12 protein-coding genes are annotated in these 15,837 nt (G+C 52.2%); 3 read left to right on the forward strand and 9 right to left on the reverse strand.

Features of this window, described 5'->3' with window-relative positions; genetic code table 11:
• Positions 1-39 precede the first annotated feature (39 nt).
• From L6J37_RS16935 to L6J37_RS16960, 6 genes are all read right to left on the reverse strand, one after another.
• Positions 40-1,347 (reverse strand): serine hydrolase domain-containing protein, encoded by a 1,308-nt coding sequence (locus L6J37_RS16935; RefSeq protein ID WP_237796003.1) that lies wholly within the window; start codon positions 1,345-1,347, stop codon positions 40-42.
• A gap of 235 nt (positions 1,348-1,582) precedes the next feature.
• Positions 1,583-2,329: a 3-deoxy-manno-octulosonate cytidylyltransferase gene (gene kdsB, locus L6J37_RS16940; RefSeq protein WP_237796004.1), complete on the reverse strand. Its 747-nt coding sequence runs from the start codon at positions 2,327-2,329 to the stop codon at positions 1,583-1,585.
• Positions 2,329-2,508 carry a Trm112 family protein gene (locus L6J37_RS16945; protein ID WP_027253299.1) on the reverse strand — a complete coding sequence of 60 codons (180 nt, stop codon included), beginning with the start codon at positions 2,506-2,508 and terminating at the stop codon, positions 2,329-2,331. The genes kdsB and L6J37_RS16945 overlap by 1 nt, the downstream gene beginning before the upstream one ends.
• Complete coding sequence (gene lpxK / locus L6J37_RS16950) at positions 2,489-3,502, reverse strand: tetraacyldisaccharide 4'-kinase (protein WP_192017516.1); 1,014 nt, start codon at positions 3,500-3,502, stop codon at positions 2,489-2,491. The genes L6J37_RS16945 and lpxK overlap by 20 nt, the downstream gene beginning before the upstream one ends.
• A 16-nt stretch (positions 3,503-3,518) precedes the next feature.
• The gene (gene msbA, locus L6J37_RS16955) at positions 3,519-5,276 is read right to left on the reverse strand and encodes a lipid A ABC transporter ATP-binding protein/permease MsbA (RefSeq protein ID WP_192017517.1); all 1,758 of its coding nucleotides are present in this window, start codon (positions 5,274-5,276) and stop codon (positions 3,519-3,521) included.
• Between the two features lie 143 nt (positions 5,277-5,419).
• A complete protein-coding gene (locus L6J37_RS16960) occupies positions 5,420-7,723 on the reverse strand; it encodes a DNA internalization-related competence protein ComEC/Rec2 (RefSeq protein WP_330873347.1) in 2,304 nt (767 codons plus the stop codon).
• 41 nt (positions 7,724-7,764) lie between these two features.
• Between L6J37_RS16960 and L6J37_RS16965 the strand changes: the two genes are divergently transcribed.
• Positions 7,765-8,274: a DUF2062 domain-containing protein gene (locus L6J37_RS16965; protein WP_192017518.1), complete on the forward strand. Its 510-nt coding sequence runs from the start codon at positions 7,765-7,767 to the stop codon at positions 8,272-8,274.
• A gap of 210 nt (positions 8,275-8,484) precedes the next feature.
• Here L6J37_RS16965 and lolE read toward each other — a convergent pair whose 3' ends face one another.
• The 3 genes from lolE to lolC are packed head-to-tail and all read right to left on the reverse strand — an operon-like array spanning position 8,485 to position 11,613.
• Entirely contained in the window at positions 8,485-9,729 is a 1,245-nt protein-coding gene (gene lolE, locus L6J37_RS16970) for a lipoprotein-releasing ABC transporter permease subunit LolE (protein ID WP_192017536.1), read from the reverse strand.
• On the reverse strand, positions 9,726-10,415 hold the full coding sequence (gene lolD, locus L6J37_RS16975) for a lipoprotein-releasing ABC transporter ATP-binding protein LolD (protein ID WP_237796005.1): 690 nt from the start codon (positions 10,413-10,415) through the stop codon (positions 9,726-9,728). Before lolD ends, lolE begins: the two co-directional genes overlap by 4 nt.
• Positions 10,408-11,613, reverse strand: coding sequence for a lipoprotein-releasing ABC transporter permease subunit LolC (gene lolC, locus L6J37_RS16980; RefSeq protein WP_218383316.1), 1,206 nt, complete (start codon positions 11,611-11,613; stop codon positions 10,408-10,410). The genes lolD and lolC overlap by 8 nt, the downstream gene beginning before the upstream one ends.
• 188 nt (positions 11,614-11,801) lie before the next feature.
• Here lolC and L6J37_RS16985 point away from each other — a divergent pair, with 188 nt between their 5' ends.
• The gene (locus L6J37_RS16985) at positions 11,802-12,377 is read left to right on the forward strand and encodes a PilZ domain-containing protein (RefSeq protein ID WP_237796007.1); all 576 of its coding nucleotides are present in this window, start codon (positions 11,802-11,804) and stop codon (positions 12,375-12,377) included.
• A 2-nt stretch (positions 12,378-12,379) separates the two neighbouring features.
• On the forward strand, positions 12,380-15,835 hold the full coding sequence (gene mfd / locus L6J37_RS16990; RefSeq protein ID WP_237796009.1) for a transcription-repair coupling factor: 3,456 nt from the start codon (positions 12,380-12,382) through the stop codon (positions 15,833-15,835).
• Positions 15,836-15,837: the final 2 nt, after the last annotated feature.

Below are 15,837 nucleotides of genomic sequence, written 5' to 3' on the forward strand. Positions count from 1 at the left end.
GCATTCAGGGTTATCACATGTTTACGTCATGCCCATTTTTCAAAACCTTTCCAGCGTTTTCATCATCTGATCAATCAGCGCGGCGCGCTTTCTGAAATCAACAAAAAAATTATTAATCAACAACACCAAACCATCCCCTGTCTCCGGATCAACCATGACGCGAGATAGAATGCCCGGCCCACCGCCATCATGGCCCCAAAATGCCCCGTAACGGGGAGATTTGAATTGAAACCAGCCCAGCCCAAGCGTACTCCCCGTACGCGGATCATGGCGCTGAACCTGCCACATGCTATTCAGCGTTTCTCTTTTAAGCAGAGCAGGCGTCGTTTTATCCTGGGGCAAACAGGCACACATCAGGGTGACAAATGCGTTGGTGGAAGATCCTAATAACGCCGCAGCATTCAACGGTGAAAAATACTGACAATCATTAAAGGCAAAATAGGTTTTATGATCATCCGCTGTAACAGCCGTCCGGTCCAAATAGCCTCTGTCCTTCATCTGCTGGGTAAATACTGCCATGATTGGGGCTCTTGGGCTGTTTTTGGCCTCATAAGGCGTGATGATTTTTTGCTGATCCAATTCAGCCTTTTGCCAACCGATATCCTTCAAACCTAAGGGCGAAAAAATATGCTGCTGGGTATAGTCTTCAAATGAGAGGCGGCTCACCTGCTCAATCAAACAGGCTGCGACCATGGTATTCAGGCTCGAATAACCTGCAATCACCCCAATGGGGTCTGGTGTTAATTGCGAAAAATCTCCAGGCTGATAAGGATCAAACGCCAAGGCCGGATCGTGTTGGGCGCCCTGCGGCGATAAATAAGTCGTCACCCAGGTTTTCAAATCAACCGAGTCCTGCTTGCAGAAAAAATCGGCCATGCTGTCAGGTGCCGATGTCATTTTCCGGGTCGACAGCGACGAACTGTGAGTCAGCAAGTGATAAGGAGTAATCGGTGTATCCGGAAAATGCGGATTGCGCAATGTGAACCCCAGGTAGTCACTGACATCATCATCCAGCCGGACCTGATTCTGCTCCACCAGCTGCATCAGCGCTATCCAGGTCACCAGCTTAGAGACAGATCCCAGTGTCGGCCAAATACTGTCCAGCGTTGCTGGCACTCTGTTTTCCAGGTTCTGGTAGCCAAACCCTCTGCCCCACACCATCTGACCATTTTTGATCAGAACCGCGCCGATAGATGCAGCCGGTAAATCGGTTAAAGCATCATTGAACATCTCATCCAAAGCCGCCTCCGGCGTTTGGGTATCATGGAGCCACCATGCGCCTGTGGTGCCCGCCACACCAGCAATCACAGCACTTTTCAGTAGACCTCTTCGTGAAATCTTTTGCATTATCAACCAGTCATTAACAGTGAAGAAGATTCAGAGATAGGACCCACCCGGAACACACGAGCGTTCAACCAGCCCCTCTTAAGCAACTGATTTTATAACTAATTGAAAGAAAAAGTCTGCGAAAGATATCACTGATGCGACCAGAACCATTAAATGCGGGGGAGAGGAATCAGAATGGTGAATGAAAAAAACAGCCGGCCTAATGGCCGGCTGTTTTTATTTCGCCAGATCAATCTTACTTAATCAGCAAACGGACTTTTTCCAGATCTTCCGGGGTGTCTACTCCAGCCGGCGGCGGATCAATGGCGACATCGACGTGAATTTTTTCGCCGTGCCACAGCACGCGCAGCTGCTCGAGCGACTCAATTTTCTCAAGTGCACTGGGTTCCCAGTTGATGTAGGTATTGATGAAACCAGCCCGGTAGGCATAGATTCCGATATGACGCAGCAGGTTCTGATGGATCTCCTGCGGGCGCTTGGCAAAGTTATCACGGTCCCACGGAATGGAGGCACGGCTGAAATACAGCGCGTAACCGTTTTTATCCATCACCACTTTGACGGCATTCGGGTTAAACACTTCATCAGCATGGTCAATCTCAACTGCCAGGGTCGCCATAGGCGCGTCACTGCGGGCCAGATTGTCCGCCACCTGACGAATGATGCTTGGCGGGATCATCGGCTCATCGCCCTGAACATTCACCACTATCTCGTCAGCAGCCAGTTGGTATTTCTCGACCACTTCCGCCAGGCGCTCAGTGCCGGATTCATGATCCGCCCGCGTGAGACACGCCTCGCCGCCAAAGCTTGTCACCACTTCTGCGATGCGCTGATCATCCGTCGCGACAATGACCTGTCTGGCACCGGCTTTACTCGCTTGTTCGTACACCCACTGAATCATCGGTTTCCCGGCGATATCGGCCAGCGGCTTGCCGGGTAATCGGGAGGATTGATAACGGGCCGGAATAATGACAGTGAATGCCATTACATCACCTCATCGGCACTCAAAGTGCGCGCTTCCGGCTCCAGCAGAACTGGAATGCCGTCATTTATCGGATAAGCCAGGCGATCAAATTTACAAATCAGTTCATTATTGTCTTTATCAAAGTGCAGTTTGCCTTTGCATACCGGACAAGCAACGATCTCAAGCAGACGGTGATCCATATTCTTCCTTCACTTCTATAATTTTGTTCAGTAATTCGATTGACTGAGGCTCTGAAAGTTTGGCATCAACAGGCAGATACCACCAATTTTGCCGGGCAAATGCCTGACACTTCACCGCATCTTTTTCAGTCATCACCAGGTGTTCGCCTTGCTCTGCCAGCGCTTCCAGTTCACTGGCCTCAAAAGCCTGATGATCCGAGAAAGCCTGACAATGAACCGGGGACACTCCCAGCGCATTTAATGTGGCAAAAAAGCGTGGCGGATGACCGATTCCGGCGATGGCCACGACCTTTTGCAGGCTGTCTGGTGCACGGCGTTCACCCGTCATTAAATTCACCAGCTCGCCTGGCTCAAGGTGCATGGCAATTTCGTTACGCCGGGCATCGCCGCCATTGCAAATCAAAAAGTCGACCTCGTTCAGTCTGTCGCAGCTCTCACGCAGCGGCCCCATAGGGATCAACTGCGCATTGCCGAAACGGCGTTTACCATCGATGACGACAATTTCAATGTCTCTGTCGAGCGCGTAGTGCTGAAGGCCGTCATCGGTGATAATGACATCGACGTCCTTTTCCAGCACTTTCACCGCTTCCGCCCTGTTTGGTGCAACTACAACAGGGGCACAGGTGCGACGGGCAATTAACACCGGCTCATCACCTGCTTCAGCCGTTGTTGTGCTCTCGCTCAGGCGCAGCGGGTAATGATCCGATTTGCCGCCATACCCCCGGGATACCACGCCTACTGTCAAACCCTGCGCCTGAAGTTGTTCCACCAACCAGATCACGACCGGCGTTTTACCGTTTCCGCCTGCGGTAATATTGCCGACGACGACCACTGGAACGCGGGCACGGTATGCCACTTTTTTACCGGATTGGTAGCTGAGTCGGCGCCGGCGACTAATCCAGCCAAATAGCTTGCTTAATGGCCAGAAGACAGGTGCCAGCGCCCACCCTCCCGGGTGGCGCTCAAACCAGATTTTTTCGATCAGACTTGCCATCAATGACCCGCTCTGCTTATTCGCCAAACTGAATTCGGTGCAGCTGCGCATAGGCACCGTCTTTTTCCAGCAGCGCGGCATGGACACCGCGTTCAATGATTTCGCCTTCGTCCACCACCAGAATTTCATCGGCATTTTCAATGGTCGACAAACGGTGAGCAATCACCAGCACAGTTTTGTCTTTCTGCAACTCATCCAATGCTGCCTGAATGGCGCGCTCAGATTCTGTGTCCAGCGCCGATGTGGCTTCATCCAGTATCAGCACTGGCGCATCACGCAGCAGGGCACGGGCAATGGCGATACGCTGACGCTGACCACCGGATAAACTGACCCCGTTTTCGCCGATAACCGTGTCCAGTCCCTGATCCATACCTTGGATAAAATCCATGGCGTAAGCAAGTTCAGCGGCTTTCTCTATATCTTTCCGGCTGTATTTATCATCACTGGCATAGGCGATATTGTTGGCAATGGTGTCGTTAAACAGGTGCACGTTTTGCGACACAATCGCCACCTGATCGCGCAGGTTTGCCAGTTTATAATCATGGATGTCACGCCCATCTATGCTAATCAGGCCAGAATCTATGTCATAGAAACGGGTTAGCAGATTAGCAATCGTACTTTTACCCGAACCTGAACGGCCAACCAGAGCCAGTGTTTTACCCGCCGGTAAGTCAAAACTGACATTGCGCAGTGCGGGAGTATCTTTTGTCGGATAAGTGAAAGTGACGTCATTAAAGGCCACATCCCCTTTCACGCGCTGCGTTTCGTAAGTACCGTGATCTTTTTCGGTTTCCAGCTCCAGGATGCCGAAAAGCGTCTGGCACGCCGCCATGCCACGCTGGAACTGAGAGGTGACATTGGTCAGCGCTTTCAGTGGCCGCATCATGCCGAACATGGCACCAAAGATCAGGGCAAAAGTACCGGGAGTCAGTTCACTGCGCAGACTTTCGGTATTGGCCAGGATCAGCACAGCAACCAGCGCCATTGACGCAATAAGCTGAATAACAGGGTTGGCAATGGCCTGAGCCGACACCAGCTTCATGGTCTGCTGACGCATGCGGTTGCTGACTTGCTCGAAACGGTTTTTCTCAACCTGCTGGCCGCCATAGCTCAATACCACTTTGTGCCCTTTCAGCATCTGCTCGGCCGATGAGGTCACAGAACCCATGGTGTCCTGCATATTTTTAGAAATGAGGCGGAAACGCTTTGAGACCACACGAATACTGACAGCCACCACTGGGGCAATCACCAGCAAAATGGCAGACAGTTGCCAGCTGTTCCAGAACATCATCCCCATCAGCGCAATAATGGTCGCGCCTTCACGAACCAGGCTGACCAGCGCACCACTGGTTGCGGAGGCAACCTGCTCAGTGTCATAGGTAATTCGGGATAAGAGTGCGCCGGATGATTCTTTGTCAAAAAAACTGACCGGCATCGTCATGAAGTGGTTAAACACCTGCCGGCGCATATTCATCACAACATTGCCGGAGACCCAGGACAGACAGTAAGTGGAAACAAAGCCACTCAAGCCACGAACCAGCATCAACCCCAGAAGATAAAAAGGCATCTTGGCCAGAAAATTGGAGTCCACACTGTTCAGACCGCCAAAGCTTTCATCCATCAGAGGTTTGATCATTGATAACATCAATGCATCACTGGCTGCATTAATGATCAGCGCGATAACGGCAGCAATCAAACCCGCCTTATATAAGCTGATTGACGGCCAGAGTCGTTTGAACGTATCCCAGGTGGATTGATCGTTAGCTTGTATCATGTAAAACCGATTGTTATCTGTTAGTGGCGGTTATTCTACTCGTTAACGAGTCATGCACCAAGTAAGTTACAAGGCTCTCGTGCTTCTTAAATCCTGAAAAGCGATGCTTTTTTATCCGTTCGAGCCCAATTTGAGAGACTCAATCACGGCCTGAAAAGCGGTTGATACCAGTGTCGCTGGCTGTCTTTGCGATAGCGTGTGACCACCACTTCGCCCTGTTCAATACGCATGCTGACCTGGCCGTCTTCGGCCGTCTCCAGCCAATGCAAACCCTGCATCAGGTAACGATGCTTTACCTGCTCAGCCGGTAAAGCCCAGGGGCTGTATTTACCAGCAGAGACTAAGGCGTATGTCGCCTGCAACGAATCTAACCAGGTCTGAGTGGATGATGAGTTACTGCCGTGATGAGGCACCAGCAATATATCCGCTTTCAGATCCGGCTCCAGCCTGGCGAGCAGCAATTCCGAAATGGCATCAATGTCACCGGTTAACAACAGCGATGTGTCCGATTCCGGGTTTAGCCACTGGTCACTCACCTGTATCACACAGGAATGCGGATTGGCGGCTTTTGTTACCCTTTTCGGCGGCCAGAGCACCTTGAAGGTCAATCCCTGCCAGCGCCATAAACGTCCGCGTACACAAGGTGCAAAGCCCTCGCGCTTGTCACTGCTGCGCAGCCAGGCCGGATTCAGACGTGCTGTCACATCTGAAGTCCCGCCAGCATGATCGGCATCTGCATGGCTAAGAATAAGACCGTCCAGATGACGAATGCCCTGTCGTCTCAATACCGGCTCAATAACCGAGAGAGCCATGCTCCCGCCCGGCCAGCTATTTCCGGTATCGTAAAGCACAGCTCTGCCCTGTCGCTGAATCAGTATTGCCAGCCCATGTCCGACATCCAGCATATCGACCTGCCAGCTGTCAGGATTAAGCGTTTGGGACTTGCTCCAGTCACTGACTCCCCACAGCGCCAGTACCAGACTCACTTGCAGAGACAAAAAGCGTCGCCAGGGCAGAAGCCAGCACAGCACAATACCCGTCACCATGGCCAGCAGGACGATAAACAGACTTTCAGACAGTGGCCACCAGGCACCTTCCGCCAGACTTGCCAGAGCGATAACCGGATGCAGAGACCAGTCGGCTAACTGCCAGAACACACCTGAGAGACCGGGCACAGTGATAGTGACCACGGCCAGCAAGACACAAGGTACAGTCACCAGACTGACCCAGGGCACCGCGAGTAAATTAATCAGCGGCGCTGCCAGCGAGATCCCGCCAAACCAGACCCACTGCAACGGCAGCATTAACCCCAGCAGCGCCAGTTGCAGCAGCACATAAACACGGACTGTCTCGCGCCATGGTACTCGGACCTGCTCAGCCTGCTTTCGTCGCCGGATACCGCCAGTATTGGCCAGATACAAAACCAGCACAGCACCAAATGACAACCACAATCCGGCCGAGTAAGACGCCAGCGGATTGAGTATCAGACAACTGGCCAGTATCACAGACCACAATTGCAGTCCGCTCCACACTACACCGCAACGAATCATCATCAGACACAAGACCGATGTCAGTAAAGCGCGCTGAGTGGGAATACTGAATCCGGCCAGCCAGGCATAGCCATACGCCAGCAATAATGCCAGCCAGAAGGGTAACCAGAGCCAATACCCGGACTCAGGCAAGGCACCCCGTACCCGGCTTCCGATACCCCATCCAATCACCACAACCAGTCCGATATGCAGGCCGGATATCGCCATGAGGTGAGCCAGTCCGCTGTCGCGAAGTATCGACCAGTCATCCTGATCTAAACCGTCTCTCTCGCCAAAACCGAGCGCTAACAGATAGGCCCGGTAGGTGAAACCGTCTGTTTGCTGCACCGCGCGATCAAACCAGCGCTGACGCAAACTCATAGTGCCATTTTGCGACAACAAGGTACCGGCAATGACAGTCCCTGTACCATGGATACCGCTCCCCACCGCGTAACGTTCGGCATCAAATCCTGCGGCATTTGCCCGTCCGTTGGGGCGACGAACCCTGATATCCAATTGATACCGTTGCCCTTGTTTCAGATCCATCACCGCCGGCCAGTCAAGCAATAAACGGATCGCATCTTTTCGCAGAAGATCGCGTTCCTTCACACTCTCTGCAACAAAAATGAATCGCTTATCAAGAATATTATGATTAATTAGGCTGCGAACTTCGCCAACTATGGTAATATTCCCGCGCTCATGAGGAAGGCTATTGACTGCCTTGCTATAGTCAACAGCAGTTACCCAAGCCCAGAGCCCACCTATTGCGATCGCAAGAAACAAGTTGATACGCAAACAGAAAAATATCGCTCCACCTATAATCATGGCTGTAATAAACCATTTGTAGTCTGGTAAGGATTGCCAGTAGTGAAGTGACAAAACGCCAATGGATAAACCGGCTGTCATCTGAAACATCATGACAACCTGACGCTAACAGCCATTAAAAATAACGACAGACGATGCCAAGACAACTGATAAAACGTTTCTTGCCCAGCCCAGAGATGATTAAAAACCACAAGGCTTTGAAAGTTTTTGGTACTGTGCTGCATAACCCTAACCTGTGGTGTCTGAACCGCCGGTCTGCCTCTGGTGCATTCGCGGTGGGACTGTTTATGGCATACGTCCCCTTACCCAGCCAGATGATCATGGCTGCAGGGTTAGCCATCCTGTTTGGCGTCAATCTGCCGCTCTCCATTTCTCTGGTGTGGATTACCAATCCAATCACTATGCCGGTCATGTTCTACGCGGCATACAAGCTCGGAGCATGGCTGATGAACGTGCCCTATCAGCCTTTCCATTTCGAACTGTCCTGGGCCTTCCTTGAGCAGCAGATGAGCCAGATTGGCCCGCCGTTTCTGCTGGGCTGTTTAGTCTGCGGGACGATTTGCGCATTGATTGGTTACTTCGGTATTCGTGGATTCTGGCGTTATTCTGTTGTCCGCAGCTGGAACCGCCGCCGCTTCCGGTGACAATCACTCCAGAAATAAGCACCTAAGATTAACCATAAAAAAACCTCGCCAATGCGAGGTTTTTTTATAACGTATTTTGACGGGGTGCAGAAAAACACTGTCTGTTTGGAAGCCAGGTATTATCGATTACCCACTTTGCGTCATTGGCATCAATACTTTTTCGGCCTGATTCACAGAGCTACGCCAATATAAGCGCCAATTTACCGACATTTATTTTGCACTTAATACCTGCGCTGGCTGGAGTGCACTCGCCCTGCGAGCCGGATACCAGGTTGCCAGCAGGCTCAGCACAATGGCTGTCACCATCACGATCAGCACATCATGCCATCTCAGCTCTGTAGGCAGAAAATCCACAAAGTAAATATCCCCTGATAAAAACGGATGACCAATCAGTTTTTCCACAAAACGTGCTATCGAAGTCAGGTTCAGTGCAACCGAGGCCCCGAGAACAGCTCCGAGCAGGCTGCCAATCAGGCCAGACAGTAAGCCATGCCAGACAAAGATCATTTTAACCAGACGATCACTTGCGCCCATGGTTCGCAAAATAGCGATATCTGCCGCTCTGTCTTTCACCGCCATCATCAGTGTTGAAACAATATTAAAGCAGGCGACCCCAATCACCAGTACCATCACCAGATACATAATAGTACGCACCAGTTGGATATCACGATAAAGATAGCCATACTTCTGGGTCCAGCTTTTTAAGTAGACATACACAGGTAAGGTATATCCGACTTCTTTCACTATATTTGTGGCATCAAGCACCTTGTCCACATTGAGCGAAATACCTGAAACCCCGTCACCCATGGCAAGGTAATCCTGGGCATCTTGCAGAGGTACTAAAGCAAAGTTATGGTCAATCTGACCGCCCAGCGCCAGCACGCCGGCAACCTGCAGACGAATGCGCTTAGGGGCTTTGAGCTGATTTCCGCTATCACGGTTTGGCAACATCGCAGAGATCCAGTCACCCACCTGTATCCCGAGCAGATCCGCGACTCCCTGACCAAGAATAATGTATTTCTGACCCGCCTGAAAATCTCGCCACGCACCGTCTTTAACATAGCCAGGCAAGGCGCTGACCCGGGTTTCCTGAACAGGATCGACCCCTCTGACTTCAACCGCTTTAAGCTGCGTGCCTTTTTCAAGCAAGGCGGTAAATTGCACATAAGGCGCCGCCGCTTTGACTCTGGGGTGCTTTTCAACGGTTTCCAGAACAGGTTGCCAATCCGTAAATGGTGGTTTCACTGCTTCCAGTTCACCGTGGGGGATCACCGCCAGTACCCGGTTTTGCAACTCACGCTCAAAGCCATTCATTGCCGACAGGCCAATCACAATAACCGCCACGCCCACTGCGATCCCGAGAATGGAGGAGATTGAGATAAAAGAAACCAGTCGGTTCCGCTGCCGGGCCCGGCTAAAGCGGCTGCCGATAAAAAGAGACAGTGGTCGCATCAGGCCACCTCTAAGGCCGCCAACTGACCATCCTGCATATGCAGGCAACGATCAAGCTTGCCAGCCAGTTCATTATCATGCGTTACAACCAAAAAAGCGGTGCCGGATTCCTGATTCAGCTTGCGCATCAGATCGTAAATTTCCAGCGCGGTTTTGTGATCCAGGTTGCCTGTCGGCTCATCCGCCAGTACCAGGGCCGGCTTATTCACCAGTGCCCGGGCAATGGCGACCCGCTGACGCTCGCCGCCACTGAGTTCTGATGGCCTGTGGCTGGTTCTGTGGCTCAGCCCCACCTGAGCCAGAATCTGTCTGGCCTGTTCTTTGGCTGCCGCGGCGGATACACCGCCAATCATTAAGGGCATAGCGACATTTTCTTCCGCTGAGAAATCAGACAGTAAATGGTGAAACTGATAGACAAAACCTATGTCCTGATTGCGTACTCTGGCCTGTTTATTGGCACTCATGCCATTGAGTTTCTGGCCTTTGAAGTACACATCACCTGCCGTCGGCGCATCCAGCGCCCCCAGCAAATGCAGCAAAGTGCTTTTGCCCGATCCCGATGATCCCACAATCGCCACCAGTTCCCCGGCTTCTATTTGCAGGCTGATATCATTCAGTACCTGGGTTTCCAATTGGGCTTCACGGTACACCTTACTCAGATGCTGGCATACCAATAACGAATCACTCATAACGCAAGGCCTCAGCAGGACGGACAGCCGCCGCCCGATAAGAAGGGAAAAGGGTCGCCAGTAAACTCAGACAAATCGCCCCGATAATCACGATGGCAACCTGAAATGGCTTCACATCGACAGGTAACGAACCGCCTAAGCTCGCCAGATCAACGCCCAGCAGCGACAAAATACCATTAATATTCAACGCCAGCAGAGTGCCAAGTATGCCACCAGCCACAGCACCTATCACACCACTGCTGGCTCCCTGCACAATAAAGGTCAGCAATACCTGCTGACTGGTCATTCCCTGTGTTTTCAAAATAGCGACTTCGGCCTGCTTTTCCATCACCACCATGATCAGGGCCGAAATGATGTTAAAAGCCGCGACGCCAACCACCAGACCCAGCATCAGCCCCATCATGTTCTTTTCCATTTTCACCGCCTGAAACAGCTCACCGCGCTGATCCCGCCAGTCCGACCAACTGAAGCCATCGGGCAGATCAGACTGAGCAAGTTCTGTGACACTAAACGGATCATCCAGAAATAAACGCCAGCCGGTGAACGCGTCGGGTTTGTAGCGTAACAGACGTCCTGCATCTGCGATGTTGGTTAACACCAGCGATTTATCGACATCAGAACCGGTGAAATAGATGCCAGACACAATAAAATTGCGCTGACTGGGAATACGCCCCAGAGGGGTATAGACGCTGACGCTGGTCACCATCAGGCGGACTTTATCCCCGACTTTAACTCCGAGTTGCTGCGCCATGCCGTTACCGAGAATGACCCGGTAACTGCCCGGTGTCAGATCAGCAACCTGCCCTTGCACCATATGCGCAGCCAGCGGTTCATAGCCTTCAGGCTCTATGCCCAGCATGGCTCCGGCCGCCAGCGCACCTGCACTTTGCAACACGGCCTCAGCACGGGTTAACGGCACCGCCCGGTTGACCTGAGGTAAGGCAGACAGCGCAGCAGGCGGCGCATCAGGCTGGGTAAAAGGGCCATCCTGAGTAATCAGTGCCTGCGGCAACACACCCAGAATGCGGTCTTTGAGCTGCTGCTCAAAACCGTTCATCACAGAAATGACAATAACCAGCGCAAGCACACCTATGGTGATACCTGCGGTAGACATTGCAGAGACAAAGCGGCTGAAACGGTCACCCGAACGGCCTTTCAGATAGCGCAGCCCAATAAAAATAGGCAATGGATGAAACATCATTCAGTCTGGAACCATCCTGTTAACAGTGGTCGAAAGCATACCTGCTGCTGGCTGTGATTACCATGCAACTTGGTCAATCTCATGCAAAAAGAGTGGCTAAAAATCAACCTGTTGAGACCTCTAACTTGCCCGTTAGGCGATGCTAAGTGATAATCGAAGAATAGTTAACAAATCACGAGTGTGACATGAATCAGGACGAGTACTTTTCAGTCCATGCAGGGCTTACCATTAATGTTGAACCTTTAGGGGAACATGCTGTGCTGCCCGATGACGCCGAATTTCTGCGGGAAATTCCCCCTCTGTTTCGTGTTGCCAGTGAATGTAGCGAACTGGAAGGCAGTGCAGAAAAAATGCTGCAGCAGGATAAAAAGACAATGAACCGGCCACTGCTGGATTATCTGGCGGCGCAGAACAATAAGATAAATCTGCTGCTCTCATTTGTGCTTTCACAACAAGATGATCCAACCCTGCGTCATACCACGCAAACTTTCGGGGCCAGCCAGCTGACTTATCTGGCAGAGCGGCCGCTTGAGATTGGTTGTCAGGTTCGTCTTAAACTGTTTCTTGATAATCCTCCTGCAGCCGTGTATTGCTATGCCAGTGTCAGTGATTGTCAGGCCAATGAAGATAAGTTTGACATCACACTGCAGTACACCAGACTGCAGGAAGACGACAGGGATTTACTCATTCGTGCAGCTTTGCACATCCAACAAAAACTGCTGCGTCAACGTGCGCTGCAACGAAACGAAAGTCAATCATAGTCATGACAACACACACGCTATTTTCTCTTCCAATGCCGAACAAAGCTGGCGACAAGCGCTTTGTGGGAAATGTCTCCGGTGCCGCCTTGGCGGTTGCCATTGCCGAACTGACGAAAAGCCATACAGGCCCGGTGCTGGCTGTGGTGCCGGATACGCAGACGGCATTGCGTTTACAGCCTGAAATCAGCCAGTTCTCTCAGGCAGAGGTCAATATTTTCCCCGACTGGGAAACCCTGCCTTATGACAGTTTTTCGCCGCATCAGGACATCATTTCTGATCGCCTGGCCCGTTTATATCAACTGCCGACTCAGCAGGATGGTGTGCTGCTGGTTCCTGTCAGTACCTTGTTACAGCGCCTGACACCGCGCAGCTTTATTCACCAGCACGCTCTGCTGGTCAGCAAAGGGGATCGCCTGTCGCTGGAGAAGTTACGCCTGCAGCTTGAAGCCGCTGGTTACCGCCATGTCGATCAGGTAATGGAACACGGTGAGTACGCCAGCCGCGGCTCACTGCTTGATCTCTTCCCAATGGGAAACAATGAGCCCTTCCGGATTGATTTCTTTGATGACGAAGTGGATTCGATTCGTCAATTCGACCCTGAGTCGCAACTGTCGACCGGCGAGATCGACAATATTCACCTGCTGCCCGCGCACGAGTTTCCAACAGATGAAGTGGCCGTGGAAAACTTCCGCATGCGCTGGCGTGAGCAATTCGAAGCCCGCCGGGAGCCAGAGTCCATCTATCAGCAGGTCAGCAAGCGCACCTGGCCGGCAGGGATTGAATACTGGCAGCCGCTGTTTTTCGACAATACAGATACTTTGTTTGATTATCTGCCAGATAACACGCTGTTACTGACCATAGGCGATCTGGACAACGCAGCGGAACATTTTCTGCACGATGCCGAATACCGTTTTCAGGAGCGCCGTGTCGACCCGCTGCGCCCGCTTCTCGAACCTAAAGCCCTGTGGCTGACAACCGCAGAAATGTTCAGCGGATTTAAAACTCTGCCGCAAGTCAAACTGAACAAAGCCCTGGAAGAAGACAAAGCCGGCCGGTTCAACCCGGCCATTTCGCCTGTGCCGGCGCTGACCATCAATCATCAGTTGAAAGAGCCCTTATCGGCACTGCGTCAGTTTCAGGAAAGCTTCACCGGAAAAATCATCTTTTCCGTTGCCAGTGAAGGCCGCCGCGAAGCCTTGCTGGACTTGCTTGCCCGGATAAAACTGCGCCCTATGGTCTGTCACAGCCTTGAAGAGGCCATGGCAGCCGCCAGTCAGTACACTCTGGTGATTGGGGCCGCAGAACAGGGTTTTATCCTCGATGAACCGGCTCTGGCTTTCATCTGTGAAAGTGATCTGCTGGGTGAGCGTGTTATTCAGCGCCGTCGCCGTGAGGACAAGCGCACTGTCAGCTCAGATACCATTATCCGAAATCTGGCAGAGCTGAAAATTGGCCAGCCTGTGGTCCACCTTAACCATGGCATAGGCCGTTATCAGGGCTTGCAGACCCTCGAAGCCGGCGGCATTACCACTGAGTACGTCACCCTGGAATATCAGGGCGGGGCGAAACTCTATGTCCCCGTGGCATCCCTGCACCTTATCAGCCGCTATTCGGGCGGGGCAGAAGAAGCCGCCCCTATCCATAAACTGGGCAGTGAAAGCTGGCAAAAAGCCCGCAACAAAGCGGCAGAAAAAGTCCGTGATGTGGCGGCAGAGCTTCTGGATGTTTACGCCAAGCGTGAGCTGAAACCAGGTTTCAAATTTAAACTCGACCGCGAAGCCTATGCCGATTTCTGTACCGGATTCCCGTTCGAAGAAACTCACGATCAGGCTATGGCCATCAATGCCGTGCTGTCGGATATGTGCCAGGCCAAAGCCATGGATCGCCTGGTGTGTGGTGATGTCGGTTTCGGTAAAACCGAAGTCGCAATGCGTGCAGCCTTTGTGGCAGTCGATAACAGCAAGCAAGTCACAGTGCTGGTACCAACCACTTTGCTCGCACAGCAGCATTTTGAAAATTTCCGCGACCGCTTTGCCAACACCCCGGTACGTGTGGAAGTGCTGTCCCGTTTCAAAACAGCAAAAGAACAAAAAGTGATTATGGAAGATGTCGCTAAGGGAAAAATTGATATCCTGATCGGCACGCACAAGCTGCTCAACGCCGAAGTGAAGTATCAGGATCTCGGCCTGCTGATTGTCGATGAGGAGCACCGCTTCGGCGTCCGCCAGAAAGAAAAACTGAAATCGCTGCGCGCAGACGTCGACATTCTCACGCTCACCGCTACCCCGATTCCGCGTACGCTGAATATGGCAATGAGCGGCATGCGCGATCTGTCTATTATCGCGACCCCGCCTGCCCGGCGTCTGGCGATCAAAACCTTCGTTCGCGAGCGTGAAGACCTGATCATCCGTGAAGCCGTATTGCGTGAAATTATGCGCGGCGGGCAAGTGTATTTCCTGCACAACGACGTAGAAAGCATCGAAAAAACGGCGCAGGATCTGGCCGTTCTGATTCCTGAAGCGCGTATTACTACTGCCCATGGGCAGATGCGCGAACGTGAGCTGGAAAGAGTCATGAGCGACTTTTACCATCAGCGTTTTAACCTGCTGGTCTGCACGACTATCATAGAAACCGGAATTGACGTCCCGACAGCAAACACCATAGTTATCAACCGGGCTGACCATCTTGGTCTGGCCCAGTTACATCAACTGCGTGGTCGCGTTGGCCGTTCGCACCACCAGGCCTATGCGTATCTGCTGACCCCGCATCCCAAGCGTATGACCAAAGACGCCGTGAAGCGCCTGGAGGCCATCGCGTCACTGGAAGATCTGGGCGCAGGCTTTACACTGGCGACACACGATCTCGAAATACGCGGCGCCGGCGAACTGCTGGGCGATGAACAATCGGGCCAGATCCAGTCGGTTGGTTTTACGCTGTTCATGGAAATGCTGGAACAGGCAGTAGAAGCACTCAAAGCCGGCAAAGAGCCGTCGTTGGATGACCTGCTGCGCGAGCAGACTGAAGTTGAACTGCGATTACCGGCGCTGCTGCCGGAAGATTACATCCCGGATATCAATACGCGACTGTCCCTGTATAAACGTATTGCCAGTGCCGGCAATGAAGACACCCTTGACGAGTTAAAAGTGGAGCTGATTGACCGCTTTGGCCTGTTGCCGGATGCCGCTGCGAACCTGTTAACGCTCAATAAGCTGAAGCTGAAAGCAGCAAATCTGGGACTTCGTCGCATAGAAGCCGGAGAGAAAGGCGGTTATTTCGAATTTACTGAAAATGCTGCCATTGACCCCGGTTTCCTGGTCGGTCTGTTACAATCACAGCCACAGCGATTCAGAATGGATGGTCCAACCAAGCTGAAGGTCACGGCAACACTGACGGACCGCCGTGAGCGCATCAAGTATGTTGACGGCTTCCTAACACAATTAGCTGAAAACACCCTATAATG

Source organism: Photobacterium sp. WH77, assembly GCF_022014395.1.
GTDB lineage: Bacteria > Pseudomonadota > Gammaproteobacteria > Enterobacterales > Vibrionaceae > Photobacterium > Photobacterium arenosum.

Bases quoted from the DNA above. Each gene is read 5' to 3' on its own strand.
- L6J37_RS16945 (WP_027253299.1), bottom strand. From the start codon at position 2,508: ATGGATCACCGTCTGCTTGAGATCGTTGCTTGTCCGGTATGCAAAGGC.
- L6J37_RS16965 (WP_192017518.1), top strand. From the start codon at position 7,765: ATGCCAAGACAACTGATAAAACGTTTCTTGCCCAGCCCAGAGATGATT.
- mfd (WP_237796009.1), top strand. From the start codon at position 12,380: ATGACAACACACACGCTATTTTCTCTTCCAATGCCGAACAAAGCTGGC.
- lolD (WP_237796005.1), bottom strand. From the start codon at position 10,415: ATGAGTGATTCGTTATTGGTATGCCAGCATCTGAGTAAGGTGTACCGT.
- L6J37_RS16985 (WP_237796007.1), top strand. From the start codon at position 11,802: ATGAATCAGGACGAGTACTTTTCAGTCCATGCAGGGCTTACCATTAAT.
- lolC (WP_218383316.1), bottom strand. From the start codon at position 11,613: ATGTTTCATCCATTGCCTATTTTTATTGGGCTGCGCTATCTGAAAGGC.
- kdsB (WP_237796004.1), bottom strand. From the start codon at position 2,329: ATGGCATTCACTGTCATTATTCCGGCCCGTTATCAATCCTCCCGATTA.
- lpxK (WP_192017516.1), bottom strand. From the start codon at position 3,502: ATGGCAAGTCTGATCGAAAAAATCTGGTTTGAGCGCCACCCGGGAGGG.
- L6J37_RS16935 (WP_237796003.1), bottom strand. From the start codon at position 1,347: ATGCAAAAGATTTCACGAAGAGGTCTACTGAAAAGTGCTGTGATTGCT.
- msbA (WP_192017517.1), bottom strand. From the start codon at position 5,276: ATGATACAAGCTAACGATCAATCCACCTGGGATACGTTCAAACGACTC.
- L6J37_RS16960 (WP_330873347.1), bottom strand. From the start codon at position 7,723: ATGATGTTTCAGATGACAGCCGGTTTATCCATTGGCGTTTTGTCACTT.